Origin of the sequence: Winogradskyella sp. A2, from assembly GCF_046762865.1 — a bacterium.
GTDB lineage: Bacteria > Bacteroidota > Bacteroidia > Flavobacteriales > Flavobacteriaceae > Winogradskyella.
The window spans coordinates 203746-221602 of sequence record NZ_JBKQXM010000001.1 but is presented as its reverse complement, the minus strand read 5'-3'; the positions used below and the strand labels follow the sequence as shown (position 1 = coordinate 221602).

At 33.9% G+C, this 17857-nt stretch carries 10 protein-coding genes; 1 reads left to right on the top strand and 9 read right to left on the bottom strand.

Features of this window, described 5'->3' with window-relative positions; translation table 11 throughout:
* Window positions 1–9: 9 nt before the first annotated feature.
* From ACFWV9_RS00985 to ACFWV9_RS00945, 9 genes are all read right to left on the bottom strand, one after another.
* Complete coding sequence (locus ACFWV9_RS00985; RefSeq protein ID WP_411893363.1) at window positions 10–1689, bottom strand: alpha-amylase family glycosyl hydrolase; 1680 nt, start codon at window positions 1687–1689, stop codon at window positions 10–12.
* 2 nt (window positions 1690–1691) lie between these two features.
* On the bottom strand, window positions 1692–3587 hold the full coding sequence (locus tag ACFWV9_RS00980; RefSeq protein ID WP_411893362.1) for an alpha-amylase family glycosyl hydrolase: 1896 nt from the start codon (window positions 3585–3587) through the stop codon (window positions 1692–1694).
* Window positions 3588–3594: 7 nt separating this feature from the next.
* Window positions 3595–6030 (bottom strand): TIM-barrel domain-containing protein, encoded by a 2436-nt coding sequence (locus tag ACFWV9_RS00975; RefSeq protein WP_411893361.1) that lies wholly within the window; start codon window positions 6028–6030, stop codon window positions 3595–3597.
* A gap of 105 nt (window positions 6031–6135) precedes the next feature.
* On the bottom strand, window positions 6136–7119 hold the full coding sequence (locus tag ACFWV9_RS00970) for an alpha/beta hydrolase (RefSeq protein ID WP_411893360.1): 984 nt from the start codon (window positions 7117–7119) through the stop codon (window positions 6136–6138).
* 1 nt (window position 7120) lies between these two features.
* The gene (locus tag ACFWV9_RS00965) at window positions 7121–9067 is read right to left on the bottom strand and encodes an alpha-amylase family glycosyl hydrolase (protein ID WP_411893359.1); all 1947 of its coding nucleotides are present in this window, start codon (window positions 9065–9067) and stop codon (window positions 7121–7123) included.
* A gap of 45 nt (window positions 9068–9112) precedes the next feature.
* Window positions 9113–11419 (bottom strand): glycoside hydrolase family 65 protein, encoded by a 2307-nt coding sequence (locus ACFWV9_RS00960; protein WP_411893358.1) that lies wholly within the window; start codon window positions 11417–11419, stop codon window positions 9113–9115.
* A gap of 37 nt (window positions 11420–11456) precedes the next feature.
* Complete coding sequence (gene pgmB / locus ACFWV9_RS00955) at window positions 11457–12113, bottom strand: beta-phosphoglucomutase (RefSeq protein WP_411893357.1); 657 nt, start codon at window positions 12111–12113, stop codon at window positions 11457–11459.
* 10 nt (window positions 12114–12123) lie between these two features.
* Window positions 12124–13473: an MFS transporter gene (locus ACFWV9_RS00950; RefSeq protein ID WP_411893356.1), complete on the bottom strand. Its 1350-nt coding sequence runs from the start codon at window positions 13471–13473 to the stop codon at window positions 12124–12126.
* 130 nt (window positions 13474–13603) lie between these two features.
* Window positions 13604–14650, bottom strand: coding sequence for a LacI family DNA-binding transcriptional regulator (locus tag ACFWV9_RS00945; RefSeq protein ID WP_411893355.1), 1047 nt, complete (start codon window positions 14648–14650; stop codon window positions 13604–13606).
* Window positions 14651–14930: 280 nt separating this feature from the next.
* On the opposite strand from ACFWV9_RS00945, the gene ACFWV9_RS00940 reads away from it, so the two are divergent.
* Window positions 14931–17828 carry a SusC/RagA family TonB-linked outer membrane protein gene (locus ACFWV9_RS00940; protein WP_411893354.1) on the top strand — a complete coding sequence of 966 codons (2898 nt, stop codon included), beginning with the start codon at window positions 14931–14933 and terminating at the stop codon, window positions 17826–17828.
* Window positions 17829–17857 lie beyond the last annotated feature (29 nt).

Here is a 17857-nt window from a genome sequence, read left to right as displayed (position 1 = left end):
TTTCACTGCTTATATTTTTTCTAGTAAAACAATATCATATTCTGAATCAATCACAACACGACCATCTTTTACTTCGGTTTTAAAACCTGAATATGCATCGTGAATAGTATCTCCATCCTTATAAATTTTAGAGACATCTATTGATTTTGCACCTTTGTGAACATCCAATCCTACTACAACCAAATCCTTATAGTCACCCTTTTGATAAGATCGATAGAAATAATAAGGCTTTGCTGTAATCATTTGATGCTTACCTGCACCAACTGCAGGATGATTAGCTCTAAACTTTCCTAGTTTTTGCCAATGTAATAAAACGGTCTTCTTTGCATTATCAGTCTCAATTTCATCCCAATTCATAAAAGACCTTAATGTTGCATCACCAACAGTTCCTTCAATAACCAGTGATCGTGCTGATTCATCACCATAATAAACTTGTGATGTGCCAGGTGATAACAATAACTTATTGGCAGTTTCGATTGGTTTTTCACGCTTAGGATCAAATGGTTGACCATCATCATGAGAACTTAAATAATTTAAAACTCCATAACCCTTTAAATCGTTCTTAAGTTTTTGGTTATATTTTCTAAACAAAGTCTCAGTTTTTAATTCCTTGGCATTCCATTTAAATTCAAAATTGATTTGTTGTGTAAACATATCATCATAATAGTTTACTTTCTTATCTCCAAAATCAAAGAATTTTCCTCCTGAGATTCCATAGTTGTACACTTCTCCAACCAGATAAAAATTATTGTCATCCATTACCTTATCTGAATTATTTTTCTTGAATTCAGCAAATGCGTAATCGCATTCTTTCTTGAATTCTGACCATACATATTCTTCAGTATGTTTTACCGTATCACAACGATATCCGTCGATTCCGAATTCTGTAATATAATCTGTTAACCATTTCATGATGTAAAAACGAGGTGCTCTTGGATGTCCTGTACGTTCAAAAAAGGCATCTAATTCAGCTACCTCTTGGTCATAGCGACCTTCTGCTTTCCATTTTTCAGCCAATTGAGGTGGTAAGTCTACCTCCTCATTACTTTCTGTTTTAATGTCTGGAAGATTTTTAACCAAAGTACATGTGATGGTATTTTCGTAATTATCATATTTACATTGTGGCTCTGTTCTTACCCAATCACTTGGCCAAACCGGATCTTTCTCAGTAACAGGACCAGTATGATTTATAACCGCATCTAAGACTATTCTAATCCCTTTAGCATGAGCTTCTTTAACAAGCTCATGTAAATCTTCCTTTGTACCATAATTCGGGTCTATATTGGTCCAGTCTTTAGCCCAATATCCGTGAAAACCGTATGATAAACCAGTTCCTTCATCAGTTGCACCATGAATCTGCTCAACTATTGGCGTCATCCAGATGGCATTAATACCTAGATCTGTAAAATAACCTTCCTTGACTTTTTGAGTAATACCTTTAATATCTCCACCTTCAAAACCTCTAAGTTTGCCAGGTGTTTTAGTTCTATCAAAATTAACGTCGTTAGATGAATCACCATTATTAAAGCGATCTGTAAGTAAAAAATAAAGATTTGCTCCTTCCCAAACAAAGGGAGTACCAGAAGATGCTGTCTTTTCAATTTTAGCTTGAGTTTGTTCTTGACTAGATGTGTTTTTGCATGTCATCACTAATAGACAAATAGCTACTGTTAAAATTATATGTTTCATTTTTAATGGTTGATTTTTAATATAAATGATTGTAATGGTCCAATGTCAATTCTTACTTCTGCTTTACCATTTAAAACCCTTAAGGTTGAATTATATTGATTATAAAGTTGATCTTCTACCTTGTATTCTCCATTGTCTAAACCAAGCTTTTTAATAAGATCTTCAGGCAACTGAAGTTCAAACCCATACGTATTATCTGAATTGAAATTTGAAATGACTATCAATTGTTCGTCCTCACTCCATCGCAAAAATGACAATACTTTATCATTGTACCATTCTGTATTTTGCTGGTTATATAAATGGATGTCTTGATAATTACCCATTAATGCCGAACTATTGATTGTGAAGTTTAATAACCTTTTGTAAAAATCTCTTAGTTCTAATTCTGAATCTGTTGATTGACCACTATCAAATTCTTTATTATTTACCCAACGCCTTAAACTTGGTACTGAACCATAATCGAATATCGTTGTGCGTGTTGGATCTCCAAAACCTAAATCTTCAGCTCCTGGTTCTCCAAATTCCTGGGCAAAATAAATCATAGTAGGTGCAGTTGTAGACGTTGCAGAAACAACCATCGCAGGTTTTCCTTTAGATGCATCACCAGCAAAGTCTGGACTTGCTATCCGTTGCTCATCATGATTTTCTAAAAAATGAAGCATGTGATGTTCAATATCTGAAAGTTCATCAAAAATTGGTGGAATATTATCTGTTTTTCCATGACCTTGCATAACATGTTTTAACGTATCATAAAGCTGAACTTTATCGTACAAGTAATCCATTTTACCTTTTTTGATATAGTCTCTATATAAATGTGGTTGATATACCTCAGCTAATATGAAAGCCTCTGGATTCTTCATTTTAATGTGAGAATTCATAAAACTCCAAAACTCAACTGGTACCATCTCTGCCATATCAAAACGAAAACCATCAACATCTTTTGATAACCAATACAAGGCAATATCTTTAAATTTTACCCAAGAATCTGGTACTGTTTTGTCCTTCCAAAAATTAAAATGTGCTTTATAATCTTCATTTTCAAAACCCATTGGGAGCTCATCAAAATCTTTTTTACCATCTGGGCTAATTCCATAGTTGACTTTTATAGTTTCGTACCAGTCATTCACATCTGGCTTGGATGCTCTCGAACCATTTCCCGTCCATTTTGCAGGACTTTCATCGAATTTTCCATCTGCCAAAGGATGGTATTCACCACCTAAGGGTAAATAACCATTTCTCCAGTCCGGAACTTGAAAGCTCTCTCCAGGGTTGTAATAAAAATTATTGTTTACAGCATACGTGATAGAGGTATCATCATTAGCTCCAAAATCTGAAATTCCTTCTGGAAGGGTCATGCTTTTGTAATTACGAGCAACATGATTCGGAACAATATCGATAATGAGTTTAAGACCTACTTTATGTGTTCTTTCTATCAATGCCTGGAATTCTTCCAAACGATTTTCAACATTATCAGCTAAATCTGGATTGACATTGTAATAGTCTTTTACTGCGTAAGGTGATCCTGCTCTACCCTTCACCACATCTGGATCATCATTTGAAATGCCATATTTTGTATAATCTGTAATAACATCATGGTGTGGTACACCAGTATACCAAATATATGTTACACCAAGGTCTTTTATTTCTGATAGTGCCTTTTCAGTAAAATCACTAAACTTACCAACACCATTTTCTTCAATTGTTCCCCAAGGCTTGTTTGTTGTCTTGGTATTTCCAAAAAGTCTTGTAAAAACTTGATAAACAACTTCTTTTTTCTTCATATGTTTCTTTAAACTTTCAACTTTATTAGTTTCTGTTTTCTCTTGTTTTGTGTCATTCTTACATCCAATTACACTAATTATACTGATAGCAAATATGACAAGTTTATAGTGTTTCATTTATGGATTATTTTCTAAGTTTAATACGCACTTGTTTTTCCTTATTTGTATCCCAATTAAGGTTTAAAGTTAAAGTCTTATTTTCAGAATTGTATGTCCCATTTACTTTATCCTTTCCAATCTTTATTTGTTTTGGTTTCTTTATTAGATTATGGATGGTAAGATCTATTGTTTTTGATTTAGCTTCATAATTCTTACCATTATCTGATTCAAATTCTATATCTAACCATGAATCCTCGATATCGGCATCAAATTTTAGAATTTGATACGCTTCGTTTACAATATTATTTGTTGTTGTTCCATCATCCATATAAAGGTGACGTTGAGATTTAGTAACTGTGACATCATAATAATACTGTACTTGAAGATAGCTATCATCGTATTCTTTTGTTGATTGCATTGGTTTTGCTAGAGGTATAAATGAGCCTCCTCTTACATAAACTGGAATAAAGCTTTCATTTAATGCTACGGTCTTTGTTTGCCCACCTTCAATAGCCTCATCATTCTCAATATCAAACCACATAGAACCTTTTGGAAAGTAAACCTCTTGGATCTTCTTACCTGCCTCTAAAACAGGTGAAACCAGAATATCATTTCCCCATAAATAAGAACCGGAATACTCAAATAAATCTTTATTATCTGGTTCTTCAAAAAATAAGGGACGCATCAAAGGTCTTCCCTCAACATGATTCTCAACCATCAAATGGTAATTGTATGGTAACATCCTATATCGCATCTGAATTGCGAAATTTGCAAGTTTTTTAGCTTTTTCACTTCTATAAACAGGTTCACTGGCTAGGGTTTCATCCGCATGTGGCCTAAATATTGGTTGAAAAACTCCATACTGTAACCATCGTGCATATAACTCATCATCTAAATTCGCACCAGCAAAACCACCTAAATCACTATGCATATATGCGATTCCTTGCATACCCATTTGTAAAGCAATTTCAGGTTGTGGTTTAAGTCCTCCCCAACTTCTGCTAACATCTCCTGTCCATGGTATCATGCCATAGCGTTGAGAACCAGAATAACCTGCTCTCATTAGTACAAATGGTCTCCTACTAGGATTAGATTCTAAACTTGCTTCATACACCAGTTTTGCCCAATTATGGCCATAAATATTGTGAAGTTCATCAGCAGAACCAGTCTCGAAATTCACCCAATTGGGTAATTCCTCTGGTTCACCTAAGTCACCCCAAAAACCATTGACTCCAAATTCTGATAGATCTGTATAAATATCTTTAAACCAACGTTCTCCTTTTGGTTTAAAAATGTCTATTATTCCTCCTTTACCAAAATAAAATTCAAATACAGCAGGATTACCAATTGAGTCTTTAGCAAGAATATCTTGCTTAACTGCCTCATCCCAGCGCTTTGAGGTCTTAAGAACGTAAGGCTCAGTTATTAGCGTTGTTTCTATATTTTGAGATTTTAAAATATCTACCATTTGTTTTGGCTCAGGGAAAGAATCTCTATAAAACTCAAAGTTTCCCAGTGTACCTTGAATTTCCTCTCCAAACCAGTAAAGATCAATAATAACAGCATCTACGGGAATTTCCTCCTTCTTAAACTTATCTATAGTTTCTAAGGTTTCCTTTTGAGAATGGTACCCAAAACGGCTTGAAAAATTACCAAGTGTCCATCGTGGTAGCATGGGTTGTTTACCAGTTAATTCTGTATAATTTTCTACAACATCATACCAAGAGTTACCAGCTATGATTTGGTATGTTTTTCTACCAGATAGAGTCTCATAGGATAACGTGTTATCTCTTTTACTATCTAGATCCAAGTATCCAATTGTGGAATTATCAAAATGAAGCAAATATTTCTTAGAAGATAATACAACAGGCAATGTATAATTCAACAACTCAGCATAAGATTGATACCCATATTGTGCTCTATTGTAAAGCGGTAATCTATATCCTCTTCTATTCATCCCTAATGCCCTAGAACCACCACCATATAACACCTCATCTTCAGATAGGTTAAACTCGATTTTTTCAGATAATTCGGCAATTATATGATCCTTCACCAATTCCATAGATTCGTGAGTGCTTTTATAATACCCTCTTTTTTCAGAAATCAAAGGATTGTTGTTATACGAATAGCTGATTTTGAAGGGTTCTGTGGTAACAATTACTGATAAGCCTTCAGAGCTATAAGTTATATCATTCCCAATATATTTATAGGTTGTCTCAACTTTTTTAGGTTGTATAATTACAGCGTGAGAGATTGTATTGGATACTTCACCTTTAGGTATAAAAGTGGTTTCTAATATTTCAGTTGAATAATATTTAAATAGATATTTTCCATCATTTGTAGTCACGGAAAAAATTCCATTTTCTTCAGAATGTGACTGATAAATTCTCTCAGGATTCTGAGAAAATAAACATGTGATGCCAGCTATAATGAATAAAAGACTAAGAAAATGTTTTGTCATTTGTTTTAAATTTTTATCGTGAAATTGCAAATTGAACCCAATTTCACTTTTCATTTATAAATCCTCACAAGACCAAAACTGACTCGTGAGGATTTAAGGTTGCTATTAATCTGTCCTTTTTCCTAAAAGGAAGGTCAATGGAATATCTAACCTTTGATTCCATGAGTTTTCCGAATGATTGGTTCCTTCAAAAAACAGATTACGAGAATCATCGACTGTATATCCCTTTAACTTTAATATTCTATCCACTTCAGGTGCGTATTGAGGATAATGTGCATCTAAAGTTTTATTCCCATAATCAAAATAAATTTTATGTTTACCAGCTAATGGAAAATTTTGCTGCATATAATTAAATATACCTTGAGGAAACGGGTTATTATTAACTGGTAGTGCCCCTACCCAATGTGTTGACAAACAAGCACCACCAGCAAATATTTCTGGATACTCAGAAATTGCATACATGGACATTAATCCTCCCATACTTGAACCCATTATAAAAGTATTATCTCTATCCTTACTCACTGAAAAAGTAGAATCGATTATTGGTTTTAATTCTTTGACAATAAACTTTAAGTAATTGTCTCCATTAAGCTTAAACTCTTTTGAACCCGATATACTTTTTAATTGAGCTCTTTTATCTTCTGGAATAAACTCAAAACATTTTTGTGGAAATAAATCTTCCCAACGGATTTCTGCTATGTTATGTATTGCAACAACAATAAAGTTCTCTGTCTTTTCTTCTAACATTAATTTAGTGGCCCATTCATCTACTTCCCATTCTTGTTTATTCCAAGTTGAAGGACCATCAAATAACATTTGTCCGTCGTGCATATAAAGCACACTGTATCTATTTTTTGTTGTATAATTTTCGGGTAGCCAAACATCAACAGGTCTACTCCTAATAAAATTTGATGGAAGTGCCTCTAATCGGAGTAATTTTCCCGAACTCAAATTGATATTTATTTCTACAAATTCTTGGGTCTCCAATTGCTTATTATTGGCTTCCTTGGTTGACACGCTATCAACTTGCTTGTCCTTGCATGAAAATGGAAGAATTAATAGCAGACATATTATAATGTAATATCTCATATTAGATTTTTGTTGTAAACAAGTAACTTCCTGTAGAATCTAAAACCAATTTATCTGACCAAATGATAGTATCACCAGTAATAACATTCTTAAGCGTTTTACCATTCAGCCCCAGCTCCTCGAATCTTGTTAGATCTAGTTCAAAGGATTCATCATTTTTATTAATTATATGCACTACTGTCTCATCATCATTGTAACGTGCCAATACATATGTTTTATTCTCTGGTGCAAAATGTTTGGTTTCACCAGTCTGTATGGCTTCACTACCCTTTCTATAATTCAATATTTTTTTTAGAAAGAGTTGCATATCCCTTTGATCTGCAGTCAAACCAACTCCTGTAAAAGCATTTACAGTATCACCTTCCCAGCCACCTGGAAAATCGGTGCGGATCAATCCATGGTCGCCTGGATTTGCAGTATCATCCATTAATATCTCAGTACCATAATATATTTGTGGAATTCTTGGAAGCATCAACATATAACTTAATGCCATTTTCGCTTTTGTAGCATCTTCACCGACCTCAGTATAAATTCTACTCTTATCATGATTATCAAGAAAAACCATTATATTCTTTGGCGAGACATAAGCAAAATCATTTGCCAGTCCTTCATACATTTTCACCAATCCCTTATCCCATGATTCTTCTTCTTTTACGCCATCAATAATTGCCTTTTGCATTGGAAAATCCATTGAAGATTTTAAGTTTGACTTGTAACCATCTGCATTCTCTTTACCATCTTGCCAATACGCAACTAATAATGGATTATAGCTCCATTCTTCGCCAACAATTGAAAAATTAGGATATTCGGTCATAATAGCACCCGCCCATTTTGCCATGAAATCTTTATCTGGATAAGGATAAGTATCTTGTCTAATTCCGCCAAGATCTAAAGTCTCTACCCACCATATACTATTTTGAATAATATAATTGGCCATAAATGGGTTACGTTGATTTAAATCTGGCATATCCTTTACAAACCAACCGTCCGACATACCTTGGTGGTCCATTTCTGAAGCGTATGGGTCTTGATTGGTTGTTCTTCTATGATTAGAATGCTTAACCATTTGCCAATCCCAATTTTCAAAATTTTCCTCAAAATGTTCTTGAAAATTCACCCAATCTTTAAATGGTAAATCCTTCATCCACCAATGCTCCAATCCACAATGGTTAGCTACCTGATCCATAATCAACTTCATACCTTTCTCCTTTAATTTTGAAGAAAATTCTTTGTATTCGTCAAGTGTACCAATTCGTGGATCTACTTTATGATAATCTGTAATGGCATAACCATGGTACGATCCATTTGGCATGTCATTAATTAAAACCGGTGTTGGCCAAACAGCCGTATAGCCTAAATCATGAATATAATCAATACTATTAATCATTCCTCTTAAATCTCCACCGTGTCTTTCATAGCCTTCGGATCTATCAATATTAATCTGCTTAAGACCTTGGATAATATCATTTGACGGATCTCCATTTGCAAAACGATCTGGAGTTATTAGAAAAATAGCATCAGAACTGTCAAAACCTACGTATTCATCTGCAGACTTTTGTCGTTCTTTCAATTCATAAGTTTGCTTTAATTCTGAACCGTCTTCTTGCTTAAAAACAATATTAAATTTGCCGGGTTTTGCACTCTTTGAAAGCTCTAAATCCAAAAACAAATAATTTGGACTATCAGCTTTATTGACCTTTACTAAGCTTACACCTTGATCAGAAATATCCACCTCAGCAGAACCAATATTTGGATGTTTAACCAATAGCTGTAATTTTTGATTTTTTAGACCCGTCCACCAATGAGGTGGTTCTACCCTATCAATTTCATTTGATTCAACAATTGGCAACTCTGTTGATTTAACTTCATCAGAATTTGAAACGCTCTCTTGACAAGACATCAAAACAATTAATATGAATACCGTTAGAATTCTAAATGTGTTTTTCATACGTCTAATTTTTTTAAATAAATTTTTGAGGCGTAATTATTATGATTAAACAGTTACCAAATTATTAGGTGTTATTGTTACTTCCTTTTCATTCACTAAAATCTGTAAATCTTCATCTCCTTCTAATTCAAAATGTGTTTCATTTTGATTTACGATTACCTTTATTATTTGATTTCTAAAATTCACTTTGAATGAATAGCCATCCCATTGCTCAGGGATTTTTGGTTCAAATGTCAGTTGATTATTTCGAACTCGCATACCACCAAAACCTTCAACTATACTCATCCATGTGCCAGCCATTGATGTAATATGCAGTCCTTCATGTACCTCATGATTATAATCGTCTAAATCTAATCTTGATGTTCTTAGATAAAAGGTATATGCCTGTTCCATTCTATCTAATTTGGCTGCTTGGATACTATGAACACATGGTGACAACGAACTTTCGTGAACTGTAAAAGGTTCATAGAAATCAAAATGACGTCCTAATTCTTCTGTAGAAAAATGATCCTCAAAAAAGTAAAATCCTTGTAAGGTATCTGCCTGTTTAATGTATGGTGAACGAAGAATTCTATCCCATGACCATTTCTGGTTAATTGGTCTTTGAGATTTATCCAAGTCTGCAACTGTAATCAATTCTTTATCTAAGAATCCATCTTGTTGAAGAAATACATTATTATCTTCTGAATAAGGGAAATACATATTGTCAGCAACAGATTTCCATTCAGAAATTTCAGCTTTAGACAATTTTACTTTATTCATTATCCTTGCGAAATCCGTAGTGAATTCTAATTCTATCTTTTCTATGTTTTCAACTGTATAATTAATACACCATTGGGCAATATAATTTGTATACCAGTTATTGTTTACATTATTCTCATACTCATTAGGACCTGTTACACCAAGAATGACATACTTATTTTTATTTGTAGAATATGTGGCTCTTTGATGCCAAAACCGTGCAATACCAATGAGTACCTCAAGTCCCCTTTCTGGAATATAACTGTAATCACCTGTATATCTATGGTAGTTATAAATTGCAAAGGCTATTGCTCCATTTCTATGAATTTCCTCAAATGTAATTTCCCATTCATTATGGCATTCCTCTCCATTCATGGTTACCATTGGGTATAATGCGGCACCATTTCTAAAACCTAGTTTTTCGGCATTTTCTATGGCTTTTACTAGATGTTTGTACCTATAGGTTAGTAAGTTTCGTGCTACGCTCTGATCTTTGGTAGACATATAAAATGGAATACAATAAGCTTCTGTATCCCAATAGGTACTACCACCATATTTTTCACCGGTAAATCCTTTAGGCCCAATGTTTAGTTTTGGATCTGTACCTAAATACGTTTGATTTAAATGAAAAATATTAAATCGAATTCCTTGTTGAGCCTTGACATCGCCACTAATGGTAATATCTGCCATATCCCAAATTTTAGCCCAGGATTTCTTTTGATCATTCAACAATTGTAAAAATCCGGCTTGCGTAGCTTTCTCTAGTGCAATTTTGGCCTCTGCAATTAAAGTATCCTTATCATGGTTTCTGTCCGCCGTGTAACCTCCAAATTTATGGATTGAAAATACTTCTTGTTGCTTAACCGAAATCTTATAAATGAAACTTATCTTGTTATCAGTTTTAATAACCTGCGGTTGCAATCCAGCACTTTGTCCATTGACAAAACATTCCGATTGCATAAATGTACAGGTATGAAAGTTGGTTTTCATAGTCTGAGCTTCTATAAATGCTTGACCGTTTTCAACTTCTAAATTTGATATATTCCAAAATTTATCATCCCAGTTTGAATCTTCATTAGTAATTGCCGCATCTATGAATGGCGTAATTACAAGATCTGCATCAATATTTAGTGGTGTTATTGAATATTCTATAGCTCCAATTTCATCCAAATCTAAACTTAAAAAGCGCTTTGCATTAACTTGAATCTCACCACCATTATGAAGTGTATATTTGAAGCTTCTTGACAGCCAACCCTCTTTCATGTTCAATTCCCTTCTGAAATTTTCCACTTTTTTACAGGAATACAAATCGATTTGTTCGCCATTTACATTAACATCTATTCCAATCCAACTAGGTGCATTCAAAACTTTTGCAAAATACTCTGGGTAGCCATTTTTCCACCAGCCCACACGTGTTTTGTCTGGATAGTAAACTCCGGCAATATAACTACCTTGAAATGTCGGTCCGGAATAATGTTCTTCAAAATTTGCACGTTGACCCATAGCACCATTTCCAATACTGAAAATACTTTCTGATGCTTTAACATTGTCTGGATCAAATCCTTCTTCAATGATGGACCATTTGCTAGGTATGATATAATCTAAATTCATTGATTTAATTCTTTGAATGCTATCATTGCATTCTATTTTAATTGTTGATTAGTGTATTTATAAATTCTTCCGATATTTCCGTAAAGTCTTTAAAGACATAGTCTGCTTCACCCAACACCTCTTCACTTCCTATGCCAATTGATATCATATTTGCGGTATTGGCCGCTTGGACTCCAGCCACAGAATCTTCAAAAACTATACAGTCTTCTGGTTTAATATTTAATAATTGCGCAGCAATTAAAAATACCTCTGGATCTGGTTTTGCTTTGCTAACATCTGTACCGTCAACAACAGCATCAAACATGTCTTTTACATCCACCTTATCAATAATGTATCGTGCGTTTTTACTTGCAGATCCCAAAGCAATTCCTTGGTTTATATTTTTTAGAAATCCTAGTATATTCTTAACATCTGGCAATAACTCAGATTCGTCCATCTTATTTATATAGGACAAATACTCTTCATTTTTAGTTGCCATAAGTTGTGTAAATACATCTTCTGGCAAAATTTTATTCCCCCAAGATAATATCTTTTCTAAAGACCTAACTCTACTTACGCCTTTAAGTTGTTCGTTTTCTTTTTCAGTAAAGTCAATACCTAAACTATTGGCTAATTGTTTCCATGCTAAATAATGATATTTAGCTGTGTCTACTATAACACCATCGAGATCGAATATGAATCCTTTTTTGTTCATTGATTAAAATTTAATTTGTGACAACGCTATCATCTACGTCCTTCACTCTAGATACTAATAATGCGGCAATAATGAATGAAATACCACTTAAGACCAATGCAAATATTGGCCTGTCGTTGTAGAGATATTTTACCATAGGACCTCCAATTAAAGCATTTAATATCTGTGGTAACACAATAAAAAAATTGAAAATACCCATATAGACTCCCATTTTTCTTGCAGGAATTGAACCTGCCAATATTGCATATGGCATAGCAAGAATACTTGCCCAAGCAACACCTACTCCAACCATTGAAAATATAAGCCAGTTCTTGTCTGGCAAAACATATAATGATAATAATCCTAATGCACCAATGATTAATGAATAAGAATGTGTTTTCTTTCGGCCAATCTTTTTAGCAATTGCTGGAAGAAAGAAGGCATATATGGCAGATACCAAGTTATAAACTCCAAATAATATACCTACCCAATCACCAGCATCCTGAAACCCTTTACTGTGGGTATCTGTTATATCCAATCCATAAATATGTGATGCAATTGCTGGTGTTGCAAAAACCCACATACCGAAAAGTCCGAACCATGAAAAAAATTGAACCCATGCCAATTGACGCATGGTATCTGGCATCTTAGCAAAGTCTGAAAATATATTTAACAGACTAGACGATTCTTCTTCTGCAACAGCTTCTCCTTCAGCAGCATGAATTAGCTCCATTTCTTCTGGAGAATATTCTTTGGTTGTTATAACAGTCACTAAAATACTTCCAATGAGTACTGCAGCTCCAATAAAAAATGACAACAATAAATTAAGTGGTACTTCACCCGCTGATGCTTCATTGGTTACACTAAACCAATTGGTTAAAACATATGGTAACCAAGATCCTATTACTGCACCAATCCCTATTAATATTGTTTGTACACTAAAACCAAGCGTTCTTTGATCTGAAGGCAGTACATCAGCAACAAGAGCTCTAAATGGCTCCATTGCAATATTGAATGAAGCATCCATAATCATTAACATTCCGGCACCAACCCATAAAGCTGGCATAAATGCAGTAAACATATCAGAATTTGGCATTAAAATCAGACCTAGCGAGGCTAATATGGCACCAACTAAAAAATACGGTCTTCTTCTACCAAGTTTGGTCCAAGTTCTATCACTGTAGTGACCAATAATTGGTTGAACAATAAGGCCTGTTAAAGGCGCAACAATCCAAAACCATGACAGTTCATGAACATCAGCTCCGAAAATTTGAAGTATTCTACTTGCGTTGGCATTCTGTAGGGCGAAACCCATTTGGACTCCTAGAAAACCGAAACTTAAATTCCATATTTCCCAAAAGCTTAATCTACGCTTTTCCATTAATAGTATGATTAAATTAATACTATTCTGATAAGCTGTTACTCATCAAAACTTAAAAGAGAAGTGAAAATATAAGTTTTGATTTAGACCGTAAAGATAGTTATTTTTTTAAATTGACAATATCAAATCATTATTTAGTAGATTCTCTTTCAATCAAATCCGTAGTAATTACAACAGTTTGATACTGCTCCTCTTCATCATTGTTTTGTATCTCTAATTTATCAATTAATAGATGTGCTGCTTTCTCACCCATTTGTTGTGCATGCTGACTAACTGTAGTAAGACTTGGTGTGGCGTGTTTTGACAGAACACCATCAGTAAAACCAACAACTTGAACATCATTTGGCACGTCTAAACCGAGTTTTTTTGCAACTTTCATAGCAGACAATGCATATAACTCATTTACAGCAAATACACCATCAATCTTAGGATTTGACTTAAAAAGCTGCACAATTTCTGACTCTAAAATTTCAAGATGTTCTTCATAGTCCAATGTATCATCCATTTTCAGAATTAGATTGGATTCTGGTATAATTCCATGTTTCTGAAGTGCTTCTAGGTAACCTTGAGTTCTCAACTTGCCGACACTAACATAATCTTTGGTTGTTATTAAAGCAATGCTCTTACAATTGGTCTCGATTAACTTTTCTACTGCTCTTTTCGCACCATTAAAATCATTAACAACCACCTTATCACAGTTAATTTCAGACACTACACGATCAAACATTACAATTGGCATTCCTTGATTCATGGTTTCGCTAAAATGGTGATAGTCTTGCATTTGTTGTGTTTCCTTTGATATAGAGATAATAAAACCATCTATACTTCCATTGGCCAGCATTTCCATATTAATTACCTCCTTTGAAAACGACTCATTAGATAAACCAATAATAACATTGTAACCTCTTTGGTTAGCCACCAACTCAACACCTCTAATCACCTTAGAAAAGAAATGATGAACTATCTCTGGAATAATGATTCCAATAGTATTTGTCTTTCTGTTTTTAAGGCTTAAGGCAATGTTATTTGGTCTATAATTATAGAGCTTGGCAAACGCCTGAATTTTCTGCTTAGTATCATCACTTATTTCTGGGCTATCCTTGAGTGCTTTTGACACTGTTGAAATAGAAACATCTAGTTCTCGTGCAATTTGTTTAAGGGTTATTTTTCTATTCATATTTAAATGATATTACCAACTTTAAAGCGAATATAATCTAAAATTAAATCTTTTCACTGTTGACATATTTTTACTTTAACAGTAAATAATTGAGAATTTCTCAGTTTTTCAGTAAAATCCTAAGAAAGTTAAACAAAATTAAAAAGTTTTTAACACTATAACGTTTTCGTGACTTATGTCATGTTTTTTAACATCCCGAACACAGTAATTTTACATAGATTTAACCCGAGAAGTGAAAATATAAATCAATTAACTAAAGCAATTAATTTAAAAATACTGTATGAAAACAATCTTTAATGCTTTACTGTTTTGTCTATTAATGGTGCCCACAATACTTATGGCACAATCAACCGTTAGTGGGACAGTTACAGACAAAGCAAACGCAATGCCTTTACCTGGTGTAAACGTCATTATTAAAGGCACTTCTAGAGGTACTTCCACAGATTTCAATGGAAAGTATACTTTAGAGATTAATCAAGGAGAAACTATTATGGTTTCTTATTTAGGTTATACAACACAAGAAATTGTTTACAACGGACAATCTACAGTTGATGTCGCACTTGAAGAAGATGCAGCACAATTGGATGAAGTTGTGCTTATTGGTTATGGTTCAACAACCAAACAAGATGCGACTGGTGCAGTTGAAAAAGTAGGTGATGAAGAATTTAACCGTGGTGCAATTGTAGCTCCGCAACAACTTATTGCTGGTAAAGCTGCTGGTGTACGTATTACAAGTGGTGGTGGTGCAGCTGGTGAAGGTGGAGAAATTAGAATTCGTGGTGGTGCATCATTATCTGCTACCAACAATCCTTTAATCGTTATTGATGGTCTGCCTATTGACCAACGAGGTGGTTCACAAGGAAGTAGAAATGCCTTAAATGCAATTAACCCAGCAGACATTGAAGACTTTGTTGTCTTAAAGGATGCATCTGCAACAGCTATTTACGGTTCTAGAGCATCAAATGGTGTTATTTTAATTACTACCAAAAAAGGTTCAGCAAATCAGCCTTTACAAGTGGAGTATGGTTTACAAGCTTCTACAAGAAGAATAACTAACACTGTTGATGTTCTTAACGCAAGTCAGTACAAACAATTAGCAGAAGACAATGGCGTAGATCCAGCAACTTTTGGCAGTTCTAATACAGATTGGCAAGATAAAATCTATACAACTGGTATTGGTGCAATTCATAATATTACTGCATCTAAAGGATATGACAATTTTAACTTCAGAGTTAATTTTAACCATGTGTCGCAAGAAGGTCCTTTATTAGGTGATTTATATGAAAGAAATGGTTTCAATACTTCTTTCGTTCATAGATTTTTAGATAACGATCTAAAATTGACCTTGGTTGCAAGAGGTATTCAAGATGAATATAATTATGCAGATGGTGGCGCTATTGGTCAAGCTGTTGCTTTTGACCCTACTCAAAGTGTATTTGATGAAAATGGCGATTATACTCAGTTAGGTGCCCCTTTAGCACCTGCAAACCCATTATTCACATTAGAAAACACTAATGATAGACAAACTATAAAAAGAGTTATTTCAAACTTTAATATAGATTATAGATTCTGGTTCTTAGAAGACTTAAAATTCAATTTAAATGCTGGTATAGACTACGCAGAAAATGATGGTTATAGATTTGCACCTGCAAATCCAAATAATCCAGATGCATTTGCTTTTAGAGGTTTTTCAGATGGACTAAACAGAAACACAGCATTAGACTTTTTCTTTAACTACAAGAAAAATGTTGAATCTATAAACACAACTTTAGATATTACTGCTGGTCATGCTTTCCAAGAATTTTATATTCAGTCTAATATAGATAATGCCTCTGGACCAAATATCACAATTGATACTGACATCAATAGAAATGCTTTAGAATCTTATTTTGCCAGAGCAAGTTTCGATATAGCTGACAAGTATTTAATCTCAGCTAGTTTTAGACGTGATGGGTCATCAAGATTCAGTGAAGACAATCGTTGGGGTTCTTTCCCTGGTGTATCTGTAGGTTGGAAGGTTATGAATGAGGATTTCATGCAAGATTCTTTCTTCTCAAACCTTAAAGTTAGAGCTGGTTGGGGTGTAACAGGTCAGCAAGAAATTGGACCAAATTATGGTTACTTAGGTCTATATACTCCATCTAGAAATGATGCAGCTTTTATTCAGTTTGGTACAAATGTAAATGGTGAACCAATTTTCATTCAAACATTAAGACCAGAAGGATTTGACGAGAATTTAAAATGGGAAGAAACAACCCAATACAATGTCGCTTTAGATTTTGGTTTCTTCAATAACAGATTAACTGGTACAGTTGATGCATATTACAGAGAAACTGAAGACCTTTTAGCAACAGTACCTGTTCCTGCAGGTTCTAACCTAACTGATTTAATCACTACTAATGTTGGTGCAATTACTAGTAAAGGTATTGAGTTTAGTTTAAATGGAATTATCGCTCAAAAGGATGACTTTGGATGGGATACTAACTTTAACGTTACATTCCAGGAACAAGAAATTACTAAGTTAAGCTTAAGTGATGATCCTAATTTCTTTATACAAACAGGAGGAATTTCAGGTGGTGTTGGTAACAATATTCAAATATGGAAACCTGGATATGATCCTTCTACCTTCTTTGTGTTTAGACAAGTATATGACAATGATGGTAACCCAATTGAAGGTGCCTATGTAGATGTGAATGGTGACAACCAAATTACTGAAGCAGATAGACAAGCTTACAAAAAAGCTACACCAGATGCGTTCATTGGATTTACTAATAACTTCCGTTATAAAAGTTTAGATTTAAATTTCACATTTAGAGGAAGTTTTGGAAACTATGTTTATAACAACGTGGCATCAGATCGTGGTAACCTAAATGCAATTGTTGGACAACCAGGTTATAATGCCAATGCACACAGCAGTGTATTAGACACAGAGTTTACTGGACAAAATTTATTCTCAGATGCATATATACAACGTGCTGATTTTGTGAGATTAGATAATATTTCTCTTGGATATACAATTCCATTTGAAAAAGTTAAGTTGAGAGCGTCATTAACAGCTACTAACCTATTTGTTATTACTGAGTATGACGGTTTAGATCCAGAAATAGGAAATGGTATAGAAAATAACTTCTATCCAAGAACTAGAGATGTTGTACTAGGATTAAATTTTACCTTTTAAAGAAATGATGAATAATTATAAAAACAACA